19 protein-coding genes are annotated in these 21,318 nt (G+C 39.1%); 4 read left to right on the plus strand and 15 right to left on the minus strand.

The window, feature by feature from the left end; genetic code table 11:
* Positions 1–45: 45 nt before the first annotated feature.
* The 8 genes from AC1DIV_RS07990 to AC1DIV_RS08025 form a co-directional block, all read right to left on the minus strand.
* On the minus strand, positions 46–924 hold the full coding sequence (locus AC1DIV_RS07990; RefSeq protein WP_034307788.1) for a carbohydrate ABC transporter permease: 879 nt from the start codon (positions 922–924) through the stop codon (positions 46–48).
* Positions 925–965: 41 nt separating this feature from the next.
* Positions 966–2,252: an ABC transporter substrate-binding protein gene (locus AC1DIV_RS07995; protein ID WP_340876780.1), complete on the minus strand. Its 1,287-nt coding sequence runs from the start codon at positions 2,250–2,252 to the stop codon at positions 966–968.
* A 116-nt stretch (positions 2,253–2,368) separates the two neighbouring features.
* On the minus strand, positions 2,369–3,355 hold the full coding sequence (locus AC1DIV_RS08000; protein WP_477576132.1) for an SIS domain-containing protein: 987 nt from the start codon (positions 3,353–3,355) through the stop codon (positions 2,369–2,371).
* A 241-nt stretch (positions 3,356–3,596) separates the two neighbouring features.
* The gene (locus AC1DIV_RS08005) at positions 3,597–4,682 is read right to left on the minus strand and encodes a GerAB/ArcD/ProY family transporter (RefSeq protein WP_477576134.1); all 1,086 of its coding nucleotides are present in this window, start codon (positions 4,680–4,682) and stop codon (positions 3,597–3,599) included.
* A 50-nt stretch (positions 4,683–4,732) separates the two neighbouring features.
* Positions 4,733–4,927 (minus strand): hypothetical protein, encoded by a 195-nt coding sequence (locus tag AC1DIV_RS08010; protein ID WP_477576136.1) that lies wholly within the window; start codon positions 4,925–4,927, stop codon positions 4,733–4,735.
* A 6-nt stretch (positions 4,928–4,933) separates the two neighbouring features.
* Positions 4,934–6,121, minus strand: coding sequence for a Ger(x)C family spore germination protein (locus tag AC1DIV_RS08015; protein ID WP_477576138.1), 1,188 nt, complete (start codon positions 6,119–6,121; stop codon positions 4,934–4,936).
* 26 nt (positions 6,122–6,147) lie between these two features.
* Positions 6,148–7,827, minus strand: a complete 1,680-nt coding sequence (locus AC1DIV_RS08020) for a spore germination protein (protein ID WP_419721576.1) — start codon at positions 7,825–7,827, stop codon at positions 6,148–6,150.
* A 632-nt stretch (positions 7,828–8,459) separates the two neighbouring features.
* Positions 8,460–8,813, minus strand: coding sequence for a GNAT family N-acetyltransferase (locus AC1DIV_RS08025; protein ID WP_048680278.1), 354 nt, complete (start codon positions 8,811–8,813; stop codon positions 8,460–8,462).
* Between the two features lie 558 nt (positions 8,814–9,371).
* Between AC1DIV_RS08025 and AC1DIV_RS08030 the strand changes: the two genes are divergently transcribed.
* Genes AC1DIV_RS08030 through AC1DIV_RS08040 form a run of 3 tightly spaced genes read left to right on the plus strand, consistent with a single transcriptional unit; the run spans position 9,372 to position 11,661 of the window.
* Positions 9,372–10,493, plus strand: a complete 1,122-nt coding sequence (locus AC1DIV_RS08030; protein ID WP_477576140.1) for a GerAB/ArcD/ProY family transporter — start codon at positions 9,372–9,374, stop codon at positions 10,491–10,493.
* The gene (locus AC1DIV_RS08035; protein ID WP_252266965.1) at positions 10,490–11,065 is read left to right on the plus strand and encodes a DUF2238 domain-containing protein; all 576 of its coding nucleotides are present in this window, start codon (positions 10,490–10,492) and stop codon (positions 11,063–11,065) included. Before AC1DIV_RS08030 ends, AC1DIV_RS08035 begins: the two co-directional genes overlap by 4 nt.
* 20 nt (positions 11,066–11,085) lie before the next feature.
* Complete coding sequence (locus AC1DIV_RS08040; RefSeq protein ID WP_336864395.1) at positions 11,086–11,661, plus strand: DUF2238 domain-containing protein; 576 nt, start codon at positions 11,086–11,088, stop codon at positions 11,659–11,661.
* 652 nt (positions 11,662–12,313) lie between these two features.
* Here AC1DIV_RS08040 and AC1DIV_RS08045 read toward each other — a convergent pair.
* Together AC1DIV_RS08045 and AC1DIV_RS08050 are read right to left on the minus strand one after the other, a co-directional pair.
* Positions 12,314–12,784, minus strand: coding sequence for an endolytic transglycosylase MltG (locus AC1DIV_RS08045; RefSeq protein ID WP_063593962.1), 471 nt, complete (start codon positions 12,782–12,784; stop codon positions 12,314–12,316).
* Positions 12,774–13,154, minus strand: a complete 381-nt coding sequence (locus AC1DIV_RS08050; protein ID WP_222619893.1) for a hypothetical protein — start codon at positions 13,152–13,154, stop codon at positions 12,774–12,776. The genes AC1DIV_RS08045 and AC1DIV_RS08050 overlap by 11 nt, the downstream gene beginning before the upstream one ends.
* 464 nt (positions 13,155–13,618) lie before the next feature.
* Between AC1DIV_RS08050 and AC1DIV_RS08055 the strand changes: the two genes are divergently transcribed.
* Entirely contained in the window at positions 13,619–14,065 is a 447-nt protein-coding gene (locus AC1DIV_RS08055) for a DUF5392 family protein (protein ID WP_048688486.1), read from the plus strand.
* A 193-nt stretch (positions 14,066–14,258) separates the two neighbouring features.
* On the opposite strand, the gene AC1DIV_RS08060 is transcribed toward AC1DIV_RS08055, so the two are convergent.
* From AC1DIV_RS08060 to AC1DIV_RS08080, 5 genes are all read right to left on the minus strand, one after another.
* Complete coding sequence (locus AC1DIV_RS08060) at positions 14,259–15,290, minus strand: aromatic ring-hydroxylating oxygenase subunit alpha (RefSeq protein WP_048688483.1); 1,032 nt, start codon at positions 15,288–15,290, stop codon at positions 14,259–14,261.
* A gap of 63 nt (positions 15,291–15,353) precedes the next feature.
* Entirely contained in the window at positions 15,354–16,796 is a 1,443-nt protein-coding gene (locus tag AC1DIV_RS08065; RefSeq protein ID WP_477576142.1) for an aldehyde dehydrogenase family protein, read from the minus strand.
* 105 nt (positions 16,797–16,901) lie between these two features.
* A complete protein-coding gene (locus tag AC1DIV_RS08070; protein WP_063593964.1) occupies positions 16,902–18,332 on the minus strand; it encodes an amino acid permease in 1,431 nt (476 codons plus the stop codon).
* 70 nt (positions 18,333–18,402) lie between these two features.
* Positions 18,403–19,572, minus strand: coding sequence for a Glu/Leu/Phe/Val family dehydrogenase (locus tag AC1DIV_RS08075; RefSeq protein WP_318291245.1), 1,170 nt, complete (start codon positions 19,570–19,572; stop codon positions 18,403–18,405).
* A gap of 51 nt (positions 19,573–19,623) precedes the next feature.
* Entirely contained in the window at positions 19,624–21,288 is a 1,665-nt protein-coding gene (locus tag AC1DIV_RS08080; protein ID WP_477576144.1) for a thiamine pyrophosphate-dependent enzyme, read from the minus strand.
* Positions 21,289–21,318: the final 30 nt, after the last annotated feature.

The raw sequence follows: 21,318 nt of genomic DNA on the forward strand, positions 1-21,318 counted from the left end.
CAACTAATTCCGGTACTCCGATCGTTGATTTAGGCATCTCCATTATTAGTCCTCCTTTCCCGTTTTAAATATTTTCATTTGAACAAGAGAAATAAGTAACGTAATAATTAAGATAACCGTTGCTATGGCAGAAGCATATCCCATCATATCTTTTGAAAAAGCCGTTTTATATAAATAGGTACTCAGGACTTCCGAAGAAGTTCCCGGTCCCCCTCCAGTTAAGATATATGGCTCATTAAACACTGTAAAGGCACCTGTCAATGTTAATATTACGGCGACGAATGTCATTTCCTTCGTTGCTGGAACCGTAATGTGAAAAAACGTTTTTATTTTATTCGCTCCATCCATTTCAGCTGCTTCATATAGTTCAGGTGAAATTTTTTGAATGGATACGATATATAGCATGGCTATATAACCTATTGATTGCCACTGTGAGACAGCAATGACTGCATAGATTGCCGTTTCACTATCACCCAACCAGGGCAGTGCTAAATTATTCAATCCAATCATTTTAAGAAACTGATTTAACAATCCTACTTCCGGGTTGTAAAAAAATGAAAACAGTAAGGCGATGACTGTCATTGAAACGACGACTGGTAAAAAATAGACTGTTCGAAATATAGGTGAAAATTTACGGATTAATTTATCTTCTAAAACAGCTGCAACAATTAACCCTCCAAAAACCTGGAAAACAATCGAAATGACAGCATAAAGAATATTATTTTTTAAAGCTTCATAAAATACGGGATCTTTAAATAAAGTAAAGTAGTTATCCATCCCTACAAATGCTTTATCTGGTGAAAATGTACTCCAATTATACATACTATCGCCAATATTCTGGAAAATGGGAATATAAACAAGCAATAAAAAAACTAAGGCTGGAAGAAGATATAGATAAGGTACAAATTTATCGGGTTTTATCATTAAAATATCACTCCCTTAATAAAACGGAAAAATGATTTCCCTTATTTCCCCGCTTCAAATCTAACGGTATCAGCAGCTTTTTGAACATCTCGCATAATCTGCTTAGGTGTTTTATCTCCATTTAACATCATTTGAGTTCCGGTTAAATAGGCATCTGCAATACGCGCATCGATGCTCATGTCAAACCATGGGGCCATTTCTTTTGTGTTTAATATGCTTTGGACCGCTTCCAGCTGTTCTGGGGAAGAATTATTTTCATTCACCGTACCTTTAACTGCACTATACTTGCCCACATCAGTGACTAGTTTTTCTCCCATATGTTTAGTGGTTAGAAACTTTAAAAACTCCATCGCTTCTTTGGGATGCTTTGTCTTGGAAGAAATCATAAAGCCTTCAGGCGATCCCGTTAGATTTGTTTGATTACCCTTTCCTCCTTCTACCTCAGGAAAGTTAAACATTCCAAGTTCAAACTTAGTGGGTCCAAATAACTTGATCTCTGCCGTTTCTGCATAAAACATAGGTGCTTTACCATTTGAAAATTGCTGTCTTGCATATTCATGATCTATTGAATTAGTATTCTCATTAAAATAAGGTAACAACTCCTGGAATTTCTCAAGCGCTTTTATGTAGTCGTCATCCTTGAATTTTCCGGTTTTTCGATTATAATCCATTGCCAGCACTTCAGGACTAACCAGACGTTGATTCAATGTGCCCACATAATGGGAAATTGTCCAAGTATCTTGACTGCCGAATTGAAGAGCTGTGTAGTTATTCTTTTTTAACACTTTTAATACATCGATAAATTCATTCCAGGTTTTAGGTGGGTGTATGTTCAATTTTTCGAAGACATCCTTGTTATAGAAAAACATTTTTCCATCCATTGTTACGGGGACACCATACACCTTATTATTAAATGTATATGGTTTGACTTGGGATGGAACGAGTTGAGAAGACCATGTCGGATCGTTTTTATAATAAGAAGTTAAATCCAAAGCTTTATTGCCTCGCACAAACTGACTGGCAAATTCATCACTCCAAGAGAAATAAACATCAGGTGGATTATTTGTACCTGTCATAACTTTAATTTTGTCTTTATACGAATCGTTTAGGACTGCTTCGGTTTTAATATGGATATCGGGGTTTTGTTTTTCAAATTCTTCTACAACTTCATTAAAGTAGGTTTTTTCCGGTTCCTTTGGCCACCTATGAAAAAATGTTAAGGTAGTTTTTCCATCATTTGATTCTGAAGATGTTCTTTCACCAGAACATCCCCCAAGCATTAAAGATAAACTTAAAAATGATGCGAATAAAAGTTTTGTTTTTCTCATGAATACCCTCCTTTTAATAAATGCTTTTATCACCAGGAAATTATACTATAATGTTATAAAACATTATAGTATAATTCGCAAATAAAATATACAGAATATTAAGTTTTCTGTGACTATCAGTATTCTACTTTCCACATATAACGCCTTTTGCTTAAGGGATGATTACGCGCTTCCGCTAATTCTTCTGCATATTGACGTAATACACGATTTAAGATAAGCGGTGCAATATATCCTTTTACTTCTTCATCAATACCATCAAGATCATACTGTTTTGCATCTAACACCGTTAGCTTTTTGCCATAACGCTGAGAAAAAGATAATGCTCTTTCTTCCAATGGTCTTGTTTCATCCAATCCCAAAAGAATGATAAACGGTACATTTTCGTCAATAATTTCGAATGGTCCATGGAAGTACTCACCAGCATGAATGGCATGTGAGTGTATCCATTGCATTTCCATTAAGATACAAATGCTGAAAGAATAGGCCGTCCCATAGTTTGAACCACTTGCCATTGTATAGATAACAGGTTCTTTTGCATGAGATTGTGCGAATACCCTTGCATTGGAAGCTTCTTGCTCCAGGGCTTTTTCATACACTGGCTGTAAGTTCTCCAAACTTGATACCAGTTTTCCAAACTTTTCATTGTTTTCCGTCATATGAAGTACACCAAAAACTAATTGATATAAAACACTGAGGTTTGTATCGAAGGCGTTTACACCATTCCCCCATTCATATTTAATATAAAGGTCCGCATTTTGGGCCAATGGTGATGCTGGTTCGTTCGTTAATGCCACTGTAAACGCACCTTTACTTTTTGCAAACTTAGCCGCTTCAGCTGTTTCAGGAGTTGTTCCGGACATAGAGCATAAAATGACTAAAGATTCCTTCCCTAGTTGTTGCGGATTGCGATGTATAAACTCATTTGAACTATACAGATCGGAGGTTATATTTTGAGATTCACGATCCAGTATATACTTAGCTGAATACATAATGGCAGAAGATCCCCCGCATGCTACCAAATAAATATTGTTAATTTTCCTACCCTTTAATTGATCCAATACTGTTTTTACATTACTTTTTACATTCATAACCGATTTACTCATTTCCCCACTCCTTTAATATTTGATATACAACATTATGTAATGTTATATATTGTTATATTAAATCATCAACTTTCTTTAGTCAACAAATTTGTCAGAATATTTTATTTACTCCCTTTACATGAATCTGCTTCATGCCGGTTCTGTTCCCATCAAAATTTTCATGGCAAATTTATTTGTTTACAGATGTAAGTAATGTCCACATGAACATGAACATGAACAGCAAAAGTGCTGGAAACCCTTCTTACTTTTTTCTGATTTTCCCAACCATTAATAATAACAATGGCAGAATAAAACATATCGTTAAGGATAATGGTGTCCAAGCTGTAGCCATAAAGTTTTGATAATGCACGATATCGGGATGCGAAAAAATTGTAAAAGTGAGAATTAGAAATGCTAATGGGAATAGAAGAATTTTGTAATTTTTTATTCCTAGCAATTGAGATATTCCTAAAGCGAGTCCATAAAAGCATATGGTCAACTTAAAATACTCTGTAAAAACCCATATGAAGGCCACAATGACCTCGACCCTTTCAAAAAAATTACCAATGCTTATCCTCATTCCCAGTTTATAAGAAGGGTAGGTTAACCTTGCTGTATTATCAGCCCCCAATACAAGGATACAGAAAATGACCACTAAGAATAGAACGCCGCCACCTAATATAGTCCCTAAATAAAAGTTTTTCTTCATTTCAGCCTTTTCATGTACATATGGAGTGATCATTAAAAAGAAAACAAGCTGAACATAAGGCAGGGCTAAAGAGTGATATGACCCCCTCATTATCGGTTTCATGCCTCCTTCAAATACAGGTTGCAAATTTTCGAAATTGATGTCCGGGATAAGAAATACGAATAATATGAAAAGCAGCAGTACAAGCCAAGGAAAAAAGATTAATGCCGTTCTGCAGATGACTTCCAATCCTAGCCGTGCACCAAATAAGCTTGTTACTATAAACAAAATCATAATCATTTCCATAGGTGTCTCAACCAGAACCTGTGTTGAAAAAAAATTCCCAATCTCACTAAGTAGCGCTGAAGAAAGGTAATATAAATATAATAGGAATAGCAGTGCCGAGATCTTCCCGATCCATATCCCAAATATTTTTTCATTAACTTCTATATAATTCATGGATGGGTAAAGTAAGGCAAGCCGGGTAAATAAGAGAACGAAACATAACCCGATGAGAGTAGCTATAATATAGGCAATCCAGCCATCCTGTTTCGCTAATGAAACAAGTACGGAAGGTAAAGTAAGTATCGCTCCTCCAATGGTGAATATGATGACCATTATAAGAAATTCACCAGAGCTGATTTTTCCTTTTTCAAGCATATCCGATACCTCCCTAGGATAAAATGCGATCCATGAAATGAGCGAGTGGACTATATATTTTCGTTATCCAGTCGATAGGGGTCGGAATGGTAATATCCTTGATTATTAAAATACTTAATGTCATGCCAACTAAAAGCAATAAAATGAATGACAATTTCCTTCCAGCATTTCTTTTTAATTAGGGGGGGTATTTCAAAAAATGAAATAATAGCTCCAGTACAAACTGTTCCAATAATTGCCCACATTGGTCTTTACTCCTCAATTTCTTTTTGAAAGGATTCTGATATCGTCCCCAAATTGCGAATCTTTGCTTCAACGGATACATTCACGTCCAAATTTGCGAATTCCTGTTCCCAATTTTCCTGTAAACGTTTCCATTCTTTAGGATCGGTTCTATGAATTTCGTCACCAAAACCGAAGATGTCACTTTGATATTTCTCTTGTAGCGTCTTTATAGATCCTTCTATTTTAGCTTTAATATCTTTTTCGTATCTTTTATTCAATTCTTCGATTTTTTCGGGTTTAGTTAAATCGATTGTGCATTCTACCTCACCTATACTCCCTTCTGAGGTGACATTTATATCAATTTTTGGATTTCCATTTTCCACTTTCCCTTTGATTTTCGTTTTTGAACTAGTCGTGTTGACCGTAATTTGATCACCTTCACATGGTATGTTTACCGCAGTGGACTTAACATGATCTGTAATGTAACTAACACCTTTACTGTCGTTCCTGTTTAACCAGCCGACAAGTTTATCCTTCTTGAATACTCCAAGATAATCCAATCGCAAACCGGATTTCGGGGAGATATTTTGTGCATTCGTAACATTGCTTCCTGATTCGGGATCACCATAAACTAGAATCCCCGTTAGCATGGCCTGTCTGCCTTTGCTGACGATACTGCTGACCAGCTCATCTAAAGTGACCGTCCTTGTCGGCGCCCATCTTCTCTCTGAATTTTCCAAGGCATCAAAAACTTTATTTGCCGGTATTTTTTCAAGGGCCGTTTGGACATTAAGCGTATCATAAGCAGTTGCTCCCTTCGCAACGGTCATATAGAAATCGGAACGCAACTCCTTTTGCCGGGAAAGGACATCCAGAGGCTTTGCAATTCCTGCCCTGGCCATTTCCTCACCAAAGACAATTTCACGAAGATGTGCGACATATAACCTCCTTGGTACATCAGTTGATAGGCTTCTAATTGCTTCAGCAATGGTTGCACCGCTTTTCCTGAAGGTTACAACTTCCGTGCGGCCAGACCTGGCATCACCTGCCAACTCACTCGAATTCAGAACTTGGACGGATACAAGATACCCATCTTCCGTTTTATCAATTCCCATGGCAGTAACGATGGCAAGTTCATTCAACTCAATGCTGCTCCAACAGCCGGATAAACAAATCATAGGTAACGTTAAAAATACCTTTAGCATTTTTTTCATCGTAAAACCCTCATCATCTCATCATTTTATCTAGGTGGTTTCGGAGAACTGACATCTCCTCTGTCGGTATCATTTTTACTGATCAATCGAGGCCGCTTTAATAATGACCAATGTGGCATACGAATGATGTTGTCTTTTTGATCTTGTAAAATGAATGGTGCATTTGGAGCTAAATATGGTAAACCAAAAGATCGTAAGCTATTTAAATGCAGGACCATCACGATCAGCCCCAAAATGATCCCGTATAATCCAAATGTAGCGGCAAGGATCATAAACAAGAATCGAAGCATCCGAAAAGCGCTGGCCATACTATTGGCTGGGAACACAAAGCTGCAGATGGCTGTTAAGGACACGATGATAACCATTGTTGCTGAAACGAACCCTGCTTCGACAGCAGCCTGCCCAATAACTAATGCACCAACGATGGAAATGGATGAACCGATTGCCCTAGGCATCCTCACACCTGCCTCACGCAAAATTTCAAACACTACCTCCATCAGCATCGCCTCTACAAAAGCAGGAAAAGGGACTCCTTCTCGTTGTGAAGCTAGACTTATGAGTAATGGAGTAGGAAGCATTTCTTGATGAAAAGTCGAAACAGCTACATAAAGTGACGGTGTTAGCAAAGCAAGGAAAAAGGATAAATACCGTAATACTCGAATTAATGTGGCAATGTCTGCCCGTTGATAATAGTCTTCACTGGACTGGAAAAAATGCACCATCAGTGCTGGAACGATAAGGACAAACGGCGTTCCGTCAACAAGTATCGCAATCCTTCCTTCTAAAATGGCAGCGGCCACAGCATCAGGGCGCTCCGTATTATAAACCGTTGGAAATGGAGTGTATACTTCATCCTGGATAAGCTCTTCAATGTATCCACTCTCAAGAATCGCATCTATATTGATTCGATTTAACCGGATTTGCAATTCTGAAACCGTTTTATCATTGGCAACACCTTTTAAATACATAATCGCTACGTCTGTTTGCGTTTTTTCTCCAATCTGCTTTGTTTCAAGCCATAAGTTAGGATCTTTTATTCTCCGTCTTATTAAAGCGGTATTTGTTCGCAGTGTTTCAGTAAACCCATCCTTTGGCCCTCTTACTACTGTTTGGGAGGAAGGTTCTTGAACTCCGCGATCGACCCAACCTCTTGAGCCGAGTGCCAATCCTTTTGGGGAGCCGTCCATCAATAACATCGTGTCTCCCGATAAAACATGGTTAAAAAGCTTTTGAAAATCAGTTATTTCCACTATTCCCCCTACAGGAAGAGTATGTGATTTTATTATTTCAAAACAATCATGGACCGCTACTTCCAAGTCAGAGTTCCGAATTTCAACCATCAAAGTGTCGAGGATTAAATCCTGGATGGAAGCAGAATCCGTTAATCCATCTGTGTAAATGATGCCTAATTTAATTTCCCCATTTTTACCAGCTTGGAAATCCCTTATAACGATGTCTGAACTATTTCCTAACGTTTTCTTAATATGGTCTATATTATATTGAAGATCAGGGGATATAAGTTTTGTTTGATGATTCTTTGAGTCCTTCCTTCCGTTTTGGGATTGAACTGGATTTTGGTCCTGATTTTTAGTTTTGCTGGAGTTTGGATTTCCGCTTTGATTTAGGTCTTCTTGTTGTTGTTTATTTTTCACCGATTGTTTATCTTCAATTAACTTCCTCAATGGGATAGGAACTCGAGATTTCAATGCTAACCCCCTCATAACCAAAAGCTTGTTAAAATTATGTTTTCACCTTGGCTGCAATTATATCCATGTAAGTAAAATAAATTGCCGTGCAAAAAACATAATATACATGATAATCGTTTATCAAAATTCTACTTTTCTCCAACAAATTAAAACCACTTCCTACCATCTTTTCAAACTCGGAAACAATTTGCCTTTTGGAGTCAATTCAGCAGGTTGCACAATCTAAATCAAATTCATTGGAAATTATGTATAAAAGGATCCTATGAGTAAATGCATAGATTGCCAATATTCGCATAATCCATTATTGGACTAAATTGAAAGAAAAAAGGATGGTTTAAAGCAAAAAAAACTCTGCAGACTTCCACAGAGTTTTTAAAAGCTTTCAACTAATTTTTGGATGGCTTAGATTAGGGAGCAAAGAACTTTTTTCCTTTAACTTGTTTTCATTCCAAGTTTATTAATACCTGGTTTTTCCAAACTCAACTTTATAATTGTTTTGTCTCCATTTTCCCAATACTCTTGAAGTCGCAACATTTCATTTCCGGTATATATGTATGAAAAAAAGCTACACCCAATAGGTACCCTTCCCCATCCTAAAAAATTGTACATTTATGGGTGACAAGGCGCCGATTTCAAGCTTCCAATGTAATATATTCAGCTCCTTGTTCTTTTGCCCAATTATGTATATAACTGAGCAGATTATATCCAAGGCCACTAGGACGATGATTTACATCAGTAACCAAATCTTGCACATAAACATAGCGTTCATTATATGAATCTTCACGCCAGCTAATACCTGCTAATGCTACGATGCTTGTATCATGATATAAAGCAAATAACTGTTTTCCCTCCTTACGCATTTCATTTAATAAATCTAGATATTCCTTTAATGTCAAATCAGTACGTAACTGACTCAATATAGGATAAGCCTGTAAAAATTGATGTTCTACAGTTAACTCCACTATATTTTCCACTGGTATTTTCATACTAATATTCTCCTAACATTTTAAGTTTAACTGCTCCGTCTTCCCCTTTATGAATCCGGATTAATTTTCTGACATTTAAGCTTATCAAATATGCTCGATAACCTAGAACTTAAATGTTTTTCAATAATTGAGTGTCCAACAGTTTCCCATCCTCTTCCTTTCTCCAAATATTAGATATACCAATAAATCATATGCAAGTATTGTGCCATACCAAAGGATATGTACAAGTTCAGTACAATTAATATCGTCCTGGAAAGTAGAGAAGGGCCTTATCAAATACTATGAGGAATTACTGAAAAATTAGGCCGCAGTTAAAACAATATACGGTTCCTAAACCATTAAAGTTCGGGACTAAGGAATTAAATTACATACTCTTGGACAGGGACAGTAATTCGATGATTGTATAGTAGAGCTATATCAGTAAAAAGGCAGAAAATCGCGACCGATTGATGATACGGGGCTGGATTGTTGAAGATAGGCAATTGATGTCCGTGTGAATAACTTGAACAAGAATAGCCAAAAATAGGGAGTATTAAGAAGGAAGGAACAAACAAATAGGTGAATATAAGGCCTGGCAGTTTCAAAATTTCATCACATCAATTGATGATTTTAATCCTTTTGTATTCGGTAGGAACGGTTATTTTACATACTCCTTCTCCTTTAGCTGGTTTTGCAAAGCAGGATGCGTGGCTTGCTGCATTATTTGGAACAGGAATCGCATTAATTTTTGTATGGTTTTACATCAAGGTTGGAAATTTATATCCTGATCTCGCTTTAGATCAAATAAATGAAAAGGTTTTCGGTAAGTTAGTCGGAAAGATGATCAATCTCACATTTTTCTTCTGGTCTTTTTCAACTGCTGCCGAGACCACTTATTATGTGGGGAATTTCATTAAAACTTTTTGGATGCCGGATACTCCTCTTATAGCTTTAAATATATTGTTAGCTGCAGTAGTGATCTTTACAGTCCGCCTTGGTTTTGAAACTTTTACACGCACGTTGGAAATATTCTTCATACCCGTATTACTATTACTTACTATTTTTTTGGTTTCCATCATTCCTCAAGCAAACATTCAAAACATTCAGCCAGTATTTGAAGGAGGCGCTAAACCATTAATACGGGCGATACTTTTTTATGTCAGCGTGTTCACGCTGTCTCCTGTTATGTTTTTAATGATTTTCCCTTCCAAAGTCAGTGAAAGAAAAAAAGGGGGAAAAGCTTTTTATATTGGCACTTTGATCGGAGGAATCATATTAATTCTGGTTATCATGATGGATATCTTGGTTCTTGGACCCCATAACACCGCAAGAAATATCGCTCCAAGCTATACGATGGCCAAAAAAATAAATGTAGGGAATTTCCTAATGCGGATCGAAGCAGTAATTGCCACTATTTGGATTTTCACAACCTATACGAGGACGGTTATGTATTTTTATGTTTCGGTTGTCGTATTTTCAAACATTTTCAATATAAAAGATTATCGGCCATTTACTACAGCTTTAGGGATGATAATGGTTTTTTATTCATTGATTGTTTTTCCGACGGTCTCTTCATCCGGGGAATACAATAAAAATATATGGTTATTCCATGCAGCGGCTTTTGGTCTGGTCATGCCTTTATTATTGTTTATAACAGCTAAATTTAGAAACATCATTAAAAAGCCCCCACGAATGAGGTGAGTATATTGAAACATAAAATAATCATTATTTTTAGTTTGGTATTTATAGCATTCATGACTGGTTTACTCATCTTTTACCTCAAAAAAGATGATTCTTCCCGATGGATGGTAGCTCTTGGGGGAATATTGGTAAGTGCCATGCCCATTTCATTACTGTTTGTAAAAAATAATCCCTTTAACATTCCTATCATAATCGGCTATTATGTTTTTGTTTTCTGTACGACATTTTTAGGATCCATCGCAAATTTTTATGTTGATTTTAAATGGTGGGACTCTGGACTTCACTTCTACAAAGGCATCTTCGTGGGTTTTGTGGGGATTGCCCTTTATAAACTATACATCCCTCAAAAAGCGAGAAAAGATGTTTCAAGGTGGGTCATTTTCCTTTTTGTTCTCTCACTTTCAGTCACTGCCACTGTTCTTTGGGAAATATATGAGTTCGCAGGAGATCTCACTTTTACTCATACCATGCAGCGAGGCGGTAACAAAGATACCATGTACGATATAATTTTCGGACTAACCGGCGGCCTGCTCATTTCCATTTATTCTAGTGTACAAAAATTAAAATTATGATGATTTGTTGAGGTAATCATATGAATCGTAAGCTAGTTATTTCATTAAGTTTAGTGTATGTACTTTTCATGGGAGCTTTATCTATTTATTACTATACAGCCGATGAAACTTTCAAATCACTGGTTTCGATAGGCGGTGTGGTATGTGGGGCAATTCCCCTTTCACTGGCCTTATTTACCAAGCTTCAATTCAATTTGCCAATTGTCATTTCCTATTTGATCTTCTTATTCGGTTCACAATTTTTAGGATCTATTTTAGGTTGGTATGGATTGGGTTGGTGGGACACATTTTTGCATTTGTTAAGCGGTTCCCTTCTTGCTTTTTCGGGAATTGCTTTATATGAACGATTGGTATACAGAAATGCAGGCAAAGAGATATCCCCTTGGTTCGTCTTTTTGTTTACCCTTTCTTTCTCGGCACTTGGTGGTGTCATATGGGAGATCTACGAATTTTGTTCTGATCAATTATTCGGAATGACACTACAAGGCGGGGGAAATAAAGATACAATGATCGATTTAATCGCGGATACGATTGGAGGACTTATCATTGCAGTGTGGGCCGGAGTGCGGACAAAGATTAAGTTAAAAAAAATATAAAAAATATTCCAGTTGATTTCAGAAATCCGCTCCCTTTCCGCCGACTGTCTGCCAAGCCTCCTCGACGCAAACGTCTCCGGGGTCTCGGCTAGCCAGTTATTCGGCAGGAGTGTCGCAAATTTCTTCAATCTAATGAGGTTTCTTTCTATTTAAATGAATAAAAAGTCATGGTGTATAACCAAGTTTGTTTTGAAATTATGGTATCCATTCCATCAGAAAAATCGTGAAAGGGATTCGGATAAGACCTTTCACCCCTATGCTGTGAACTAACTGAGACCAACATATTCCATTATCGGTCTAAGGTCTTTTAAAAAAAAACATTCCAGTTGATTTCAGAAACCCGCTCCCTTTCCGCCGACTGTCTGCAAGGGGGTTCGGGATGACCATTTATCCCTTTTATAGACAAAAGGAGTTCCATCCAAAAACATTGTTGATTGGAGCGGGTGTGCGAGACTCCTGGGGGAATAGCGAGTCCAAGGGAGACCCCAAAGGCGCAAGTGCGCCGAGGGCGGACCGCGCGCGGAAAGCGAGTGCCCTACGTTCCAATCAACGTCCAAATTTGTACAAGCAAAAAAAAATGTAGACAAACTCGATTTTCATCGAGTTTGTCTACATTCTGAAACGACCATCTTACCGATGGTCATTTTTATGTTCATTTAAATATGATGGAAATTATTTTTTCCGTCGTCATGGCACTATCTACCACATATGTTCCAGGTCGCAATCCGTTGGCCTTGCCTTTCTTTTCAACCGCGTCGGAAAATTCATTGGCATTTTTGATGACTTTAGCTTTTTGTAGGGTTTTACCCACATCGATGCTTGTCGAGCCTTTAGATACAGTAAGAACTGTACGGTATATGATTTTTTCCGTTGGTTCTTTTACCGTTTCTTTTTCCGCCTCCGCCTTATCTTTAACCGACTGTGCTTCAGCAATCTGATCTTCCCATTCTTTTTCGGAATGTATGACATACCCTTCTGAAGCCAGAGACTCTTTCATTTCATCTTCTGATAGTTTCTCTGACGTGCCGGTCACTTCACCTGGACCAAAGAAGTACACTGCACCGCATAAGCCTGCGGCAACAACAAGGCCTCCGGCAAAGCTGCGCATTGATTTAGATGTCATTGGCCACATTTCTCCTTTCATTCGTCGTTTTCATGTAAGGAGTAAGCATCCGTTCTATTTCTTCTTCCGGCTGTTTTGTCTTAAGTGCGATGCTTTCAAATGAATAGCCTCGCTTATGTAGGTCGAGTACTTCACGCAACATGTTTCGCTTTTCGGAAGACATTGCCAGAATGCCTGCCTCTTGCACCGTAATTTCAGCATCTATCTCGATGTTCCTGATTTTTTCCTGTAATACATTCATTTCATCCCCAAAAGTGCTGGCAATCTGTTCCAATTGACTGTCCACTTTTACAGAATCCTTTTTAATAAACGATAAAATGAACAGTAATACTGCTGCAGCGAACAAAATGATCAGAGCCCATTCCATCATTCTATGTCCCTCCTTAATCTTTGAATCTACTATCTCGCTTTCTAATTATATATTGATTTGTTCCAAAACTCGATTTAAAAGTACTAAATACCACAATAGTCACGTATTTATGACAAAAAAAAGGCGCGGGAAGGTCATCCATGATTATTAATAATGAAAAAACGAAAAATAAAGCTTCCATTTGAGGACCATTTTACCATAACCCATTCAACATTTACACCAATGTTAGTATATTAAGGCAACATACTGCAAGAACGCTGTCTAACTAGGTTATTCAAACGTATAAATGGCATTCTTTTCACATCACTGCTTGTACTTTCCCTTTAAAAGATTCCAAGGGTATATTAAATGACAAACATGTTTCCAAACGATAAGATATATATAGGTTCCTTTTCCTATTTCATTAATAGGTACGATTTTACAGTGCCATTTATTTATTGGTGCAAGATAATAAGGAGGAAACAATGAATATCAAAATAAATAATATACCGGGTTTCATGCAAGACGAAATCGAACAACTTCAATTAAAGTTGTCCCCCTTGTTGAAGAAAAATATGAAATACGGTTTTTTTTCAACGGTGATGATAGGCTTTTCCATCATTAATCTTTTTTTTCTTTTATTTAAGAACGACTCTTTACCCATCTCGAAAATCGCACTTGGAATCTATGCATTGGTGGGAGCTGTAGGATTTGCCTTATTAAAAGAAAACAAACACAATCAAAGAGAAATAGTGAAAATGAGTCAGAAATATATGTTGGAGAGAATCAAAAAAAGCAACTATTTAACAGATGCCAGAAAAAACAACTACTTTAAACGAGTAAATGAGCATCCGCTTACTGCCATGAATGTTTTTTTTGAGTTTCTTGCTGAAGAACAACAATGGAAGAACAAATCCTCCCACCCCGAATAAATAAAAGGAAGTTCGCAAATTTCATAACTTTATCGGTGTTCAAATAAGGCAAAAAAGGCAGCAAAAAAAAACAACTCAACCAGTATGCTCCGGTAAACTGCCGAATCACACTGGTTGGTTGCTTAGGTTTTTTGATTTACAAATTCTCCCTGAACGTTCCTTTTTTAGTGCATTCCAATAGCGAGCTCAGTGGTTAGTTCTGGAGCTTATTTTCAATGAGTTCATGAAAATAGACTGCAGCATGTTCTGTTGGAGAAAAGATTCCATTTGTAAATGCCTCGGAACTTAATCCTTTTTGCAGTTTTTCCACTAGATCAAAATCTTCCTGCCGTACTTGATCAACAAATTTAAAATATTCTTCTTTTTCTATGTTTGTTTTTTCATCTAAGGAATAATCCCGATAAATACCTAACGACGTCACAGCATCAACGGGAATTACTTGAATGGTATTCACGTTTCCGTCTCCTGGATAAACGTTAATCATCATATTCGGCCAAACCCAATAAAAACGCGCTTGTTCCCCTTCGCCATTCTTGCTTGCTGTCATATATTGATAGGTGAATTTGTCGTGTGTCGTTGTGCAAAAGTTTGCTAAATCAAAGGATTTTGCAAAACCAGGATGAGCAATGGAACAATGATCACATTCAAGGTAATTGTCAACAACGGCCTTCCAATTAGCTTTTACTTCACGGCGGGTTTCCCTAACTAATTTCAGTGAATCAAAGAATGGATACTCTTTCATTTCCTCTAAAAATTCCTGATATGCTTCTGCCATAGAGGGTGCATTTTTGTCAAGATTGACAAAAATCATGGCATTCTGAACTTCTAAGCGAATGGATTTCATACAGCTGTGTATTCCCAGTTCATTCGTTTTAAAATTAGGGGCTCTATTTACACTTCCGTCTAATTTGAACGTCCATCCATGGTATCCGCATTGTAAAATTTTCTTATTTCCTTTATCGGCGTTTTCTACTTTCATTCCGCGATGAGGGCAAATATTGTAGAAAGCACGCAGTTCACCATCGGTACCATGTGAGACGATAATAGGCTCTCCGGCGATATCTAATGTCATGAAATCGCCTACCTTTTCCACTTGGCTTGCATGCCCCGCCAATATCCAACTCTTTCTGAAGATTTTTTTACTTTCTTCATTGAATACCTCTGGATCGACATACCGTGAATAAGGCAGTGTAGGGCTGAACTGTACATTTTCTTTCGTGGACATATTGAATCCCCCTCCTGTTTTTGATCTAATTTAAAAGTTTAAACACGCTTAGTTCAATTTGCGTTATACCCGATCCATATAGACTGTCTTGACCTCTGTATAGAATTCAACGGCACTCTTCCCTTGTTCACGGCTGCCCGCACTTGAATTTTTACATCCGCCAAATGGCATTTGCGGTTCGGTTCCTGCTGTTTCCGAATTGACATGAACAAGACCCACTTCCACATCTTCAATAAACCGTTGAGCCAATGTTAAATTATTCGTACAAATGGCTGCGCTCAACCCATACTCTGTATCATTCGCCATCTTAACTGCTTCCTGATAATTTCCGGCCTTAAAAAGGGCAATGACTGGTCCAAAGATTTCTTCACGCGCAATGCGGGCATGTTGAGGAACATTTTCAAAGATTGCCGGCTTGACATAAAAACCATTCGCCAATTCCACTTCTGCCGGGATTTCTCCTCCGCACAAAAGTGTAGCTTCTGATTTGCCAACATCGATCATTTCAAGCACGCCATCGCGTTGTGATTTAGATACAGCCGGACCGATATATGTTTCTTCGTTGAGCGGGTTGCCCACCTTTAATTCTTTCGTACGAGCCACCAGAAGATCCCGGAATACTTCATAAATTCCTTCCTCCACAATCACCCGGCTAGTGGCTGTGCATTTTTGCCCTGTGGATTTAAAAGCTCCGCCTATAGCTATTTCCACTGCTTTTTCAAGATCAGCATCGGCGAGGACGACAAGCGGGTTTTTCCCTCCCATTTCCGCTTGCACTTTCTTTCCATGCTCAATGGCTTGTTTTTGAATTTGCTGACCTATTTGATTCGAGCCCGTAAAAGATATAGCCTTCACATCAGGATGTTCCACTAATGCAGCACCAATGACGGAACCCCTTCCGAATACACAATTGATGACACCAGGCGGAAGACCCGCCTCATCAAAGGCTTTTATCACATGATAGACAGACTTAGGTGTAAGATCAGCCGGTTTAATCACGACTGTATTCCCGTAAATCAGGGCAGGCGCCAATTTCCATACAGGGATGGCGATAGGAAAGTTCCATGGTGTAATCAACCCCACCGGACCTAGCGGGGTGCGGATAGTGTATAAAAATGTATTGGCATTGGCTGAAGGAATTACTTCCCCGATTGGCTGCCGGGCTTCAGCAGCATAATATTCAAGTATGCTGGCAGCTCGATTGGCTTCCCCCATCCCTTCCAAGAATGTTTTTCCTTCTTCCTTTATCAAATCTTGACCTACTTCCTGAATATTCTTTTTCAAAATATCAGCTGCTTTCTGCAAGTATGAAGCCCGTTGCTGAAACGACAACTTTTTCCAGTCAGGAAATGAATTTTTTGCGGCTGCCACTGCATCATGTAAATCAGCCGCAGCACTTGATGGAAATTCTCCTAAATTTTCACCATCATGGGGACTAAGATTTTCTCTATACTCTCCTGTAGTGGGTTCTTTCCATTTTCCATTAATATAATTTAAGTAACGCATACTATTTCCTCCGTATTCTATTATTCTACTTCTCTAAATTATAGGTTTTGCTTTTAACTGCACTTCTAAAACGACCGTTTTCTTATATCTTGGATATAATAATCACTATTGAATAAAATCATTGGTCTGTTCATTTGTTAAGGCTGGCACCTCGACGTTCCTTCGCGCATATCTAAAATAGTAAAAAATATAGCAAGCAATGACGAAACCTAATCCCCAATACAACGAAGTTCGCTGTGTCGGATCATAAGCGGTAAACACGAAAATACCTAGACACATAATGATGCAGAGAATTGGGGCAAACGGGAAAAAGGGTACTCTAAACTTCAGATTTTCAACCTTTCCGCCTGTTCTGATATACTGCTTACGGAATCTGTACTGTGCGAACGCAATCGCCATCCAAGTAAGCACCCCTCCAACCCCGCTTATGGAAAGCAGCACAACGAATAACGTTTCTTCCGCTACTACACTAGTAAGCAGCGACAGCAAGGCAAAGACCATGGTGACTAGTAAGGCGTTCATAGGTACACCGCGCCGATTGAGCTTTCCAAATGAAGAATGTGCCATACCGTTTTGAGAAAGGGAGAAAAGGATCCTGGTACAAGCAAACAGACCCGTGTTTCCTACAGAGAGGACCGCCGTCAAAATTACGAAATTCATAATGTCTGCTGCATAAGGAATGCCTACCATTTCAAACACGGTAACAAATGGACTTTCCAGTACCCCAACTTCTTTCCAAGGAACGATGGCCGATAGAACAAAGATTGCTAGTACATAGAAAAGCAGCACACGTATTACGATGTTTCGAATCGCTCTCGGAATGCTTTTTTGCGGGTTTTCCGTCTCTCCTGCTGCAACACCCATGATTTCCGATCCCTGGAAAGCATATACGACTGTCATCATCGATATAAACACACCCGTGAACCCTGTAGGGAATAGTCCATCTCCTATAAAATTGGAAAGGAACGGGGCAGGATGTGCATCCTCCATATGAATCAATCCAAACATCGCTGCTGCACCGATAATTATGAAGAGAATGACGGCAAGCACTTTAATCCCGGAGAACCAATACTCTGTCTCTGCAAAACTTCGCGTAGTCAATGCATTTATAGTGAATAAAAGGACCGTAAATATCACACACCATATCCATACTGGTATATCGGGAAACCATCTGGTCATGAGCAAACCGGCCGCTACAAATTCCAGGCCTACGTAAAGAGCCCAGCTTAGCCAGTAAATCCAGCCAATGACAAATCCAGTGGCGGGACCAATAAATTTCGTTGCATGGACCTGAAAGGAACCGGATACCGGCATCACTACCGATAATTCACCGAGACAAATCATCGCCAAGTACATTAATAAACCACCGACCAAATAGGCAACAATCGCTCCTAAGGGTCCAGCTTCACCGATTGCATATCCTGATCCCAGGAAAAGACCTGTTCCAATTACCCCACCTAAGGAGAGCATGAATAAATGTCTACTCTTCATTGAACGCTGTAATTCTTTTGGCTGATTTTCATGTTCTGTTTGCATGAATTCCCCCCCGTTCCTGATTGATAAACTGCCTGAACACTTTCATGATTAACACAAGTTAACGAGAGTTTCACGATAACGCTTCGGAAGGCACTGCATATTCTGGAAGGTCGCTGATTGTCGGTTTAAATATTTCATAAGCTACTTCTCTTTGATATTTTTTTTGTTTTTTTGCTTGAGTAAACAAATGATACGTATTTTTCCTGCATAGTTTTTCTATATCATCGACGACAGCTTGTGGATTTGGTTTAACTAGTCCGAAAATAACCGCATCATAAAATCTTATCGCCCCCAGGTTGGCAACGAAATCATTGACAACATCTATTCCTCTCTGTCTTATGATTTCGTCTCCCTCAGAAGAAAGGGGAATGTTCGCCGCCTCCACAATCAAGCTCGCTTTTACGCTTTTGGCATTGGATATGTGGATGACATCCTCCAATGCGGACGGAATTAAAATGTCGCAATCTATGTCGAGCCATTCCGTGTTTGGCCTTACATCATAATGCGGTTCAAAAAAGGCTTTATCCATTTCCCCGTACATATTCTTATGATCAATAAGCTTTTGGACATCCAATCCTTCGTCACATGTAACCAAAAGGGCTGCATCGGAAATTCCCACAACTTTATAACCTAACTGGGACATTTTCAATGCGCAACTTGCCCCTACACAGCCGAATCCTTGAATGACAACTCTTGCTCCACCTTTTCCGTTTTTAAATTTCCATGCCTCATCTGCGGAGAAAGCCACACCATAGCCTGTTACGACATCGTTTAAAAACAACCCGTCGATTTTTGTCGTCAACAGTTCATCGAAATCTTTTATCCCTTGCAGAACATTCGGATTCTGCTTCATTGATTTCGTTAGGGGGATATCAATGCCAAATTCATTAAATATTTTGAGTACATCTTCATATTTGGTACCTAAATCACTGCCTAACGATACCCCTATATCTATATAAGGCATCATCGCAATCAGAAATCTTCTTAACACTGCATATGCGTCTGGCGCTTTATAATCATAGGCAATGCCCGCTTTACAACCGCCAGTCGTCTCAGACTCACAGGCTACATACTTATAAGCCATCGCCTCGGCCAGCCTTTCGACCTCTTCTCTTGTAACTGTTGGGTGCATTCTTGTACCGCCGCCTGTGTATCCTTTTACAAAGTTATGGACGACCAGCCAGCCTTTAGCATCTGTTTCCGTATCATTCCATTCAACAACTATATATGGTTTTAACAACTATGATACCTCCCTTACATGCCTTTTATTGGGTCCTGCTAACTTCCAAAGTTAATTGTTAGACACTAACTTTTCGTATACTTCCTTCTTGTCCTGGCCTACAGATAGAATCTTTGGATTGACTGCAACTTCTATTACAGACGGCAGCCCTGAAGTAATCGCCCGTTGCAGCGCTGGCGCAAAATCAATATTTTTTTCAACCTTTTCACCATGTGCCCCAAATAAGCGGGCCAATCCAGCAAAATCAGGATTAGATAAGTCAGTTCCAACGGCCCGGTTTGGAAAATGCCTTTCTTGATGTGCTCGAATTGTTCCGTAAATATTGTTGTTCACAACAATTGATATGGTCGGAATTTTATACCTTACAGCGGTTTCAATCTCTTGGAGAGTCATCATGAAGCCACCATCCCCCGAAATAGAAACAACATGTTTGTGAGGCTGCGCCAGTTTTACCCCAATAGCAGCAGGCAGTCCATATCCCATTGCACCCGACGTTGGCCCCACGTATGTGTTTTCTTGTTCAAAACGATAATATCTTGATAGCCATCCAAAAAAGTTGCCTGCATCATTTGTAATGATGGTATCCTTCGGCAGGCAGACAGCCAGATCATGCATCAATCCGTCCATATCCACGTAATCTTCTGTGTAATCGGCCTTCGGTTCAGAAAATTCCATATATTTATCGTGCAATTCTTTCAGATGATCTTCGCCTGAAATAAAAGATCCTGAATCTGGCGCTTGCAGTGCTTGTTCCAAAAAGCTCTTGGCATCCGCTTCAATGGCAAGAGAAGGAGCATACACTTTACCAAAAATATCGGGACAAATATCCACATGGATCAGCTTTGAATTTTTAGAAAGCAAGGTGTAATCTTGTGTTCCTACTTGGGAGAATCGTGTCCCTAATGCCAAAACTACATCTGCATCCCGGATTGCATCAAGTAAATATTGAGGTGTCCCAAATCCAAGCCACCCTGCATAGCAAGGATGTGAGTTCGGAAACGCGTCAAAACGACGGAAAGCTGTAACGACAGGAAGTTTCATTGCCTCCACAAACTGTACAAGCAACCTGTTGGCCTTAGCATGAATCACACCTCCGCCAGCAATCAATACGGGGCGCTCCGCGTTTCGTATCGAATCCATCGCCTGCTTCACATCTTCCATATGTGGTTGAGGAGGAAGCGAGCGATATGAAGGGGTTATGTTCAACTCTGCCTCGTCTTCCAACATGTCATGCGGCAAAGCCACTAACACAGGGCCCGGACGCCCCGACCTCGCAATATGGAAAGCCCGTTGCAATAATTCCGGGATTCTTTCCACACGATCGATCTCTACCGTCCATTTACATAAATGACTGAAAAAACCCGTCAAATTCACTTCCTGGAATGCTTCCTTTTCTTTAAAAGGGCGTTCGACTTGGCCAATAAGCGCAACCAAAGCGGTTGAATCCTGAGCAGCAGTATGAATGCCGATAGCTAAGTTTGTAGCACCCACTCCACGCGTTGCCATACAGACTCCCACCTCTCCTGAAGCCTTGGCATACCCTTCCGCCATAAAAGAGGCACCTCCTTCATGCCTTGCGGAAATAAGTTCTATTTCAGGATGTTGGTACAGTGCATCCATTACACTAAGATAACTTTCACCTGGTACACAAAAAGCTTTTTTTACCCCTTCTTTAGCCATTACTTCTACGACTGCTCTTCCTCCACTGACTTTCATAATCAAGCCTCCCGCTTTCGAAAACGTGTT

The organism is Peribacillus sp. 05N428, from assembly GCF_056397085.1.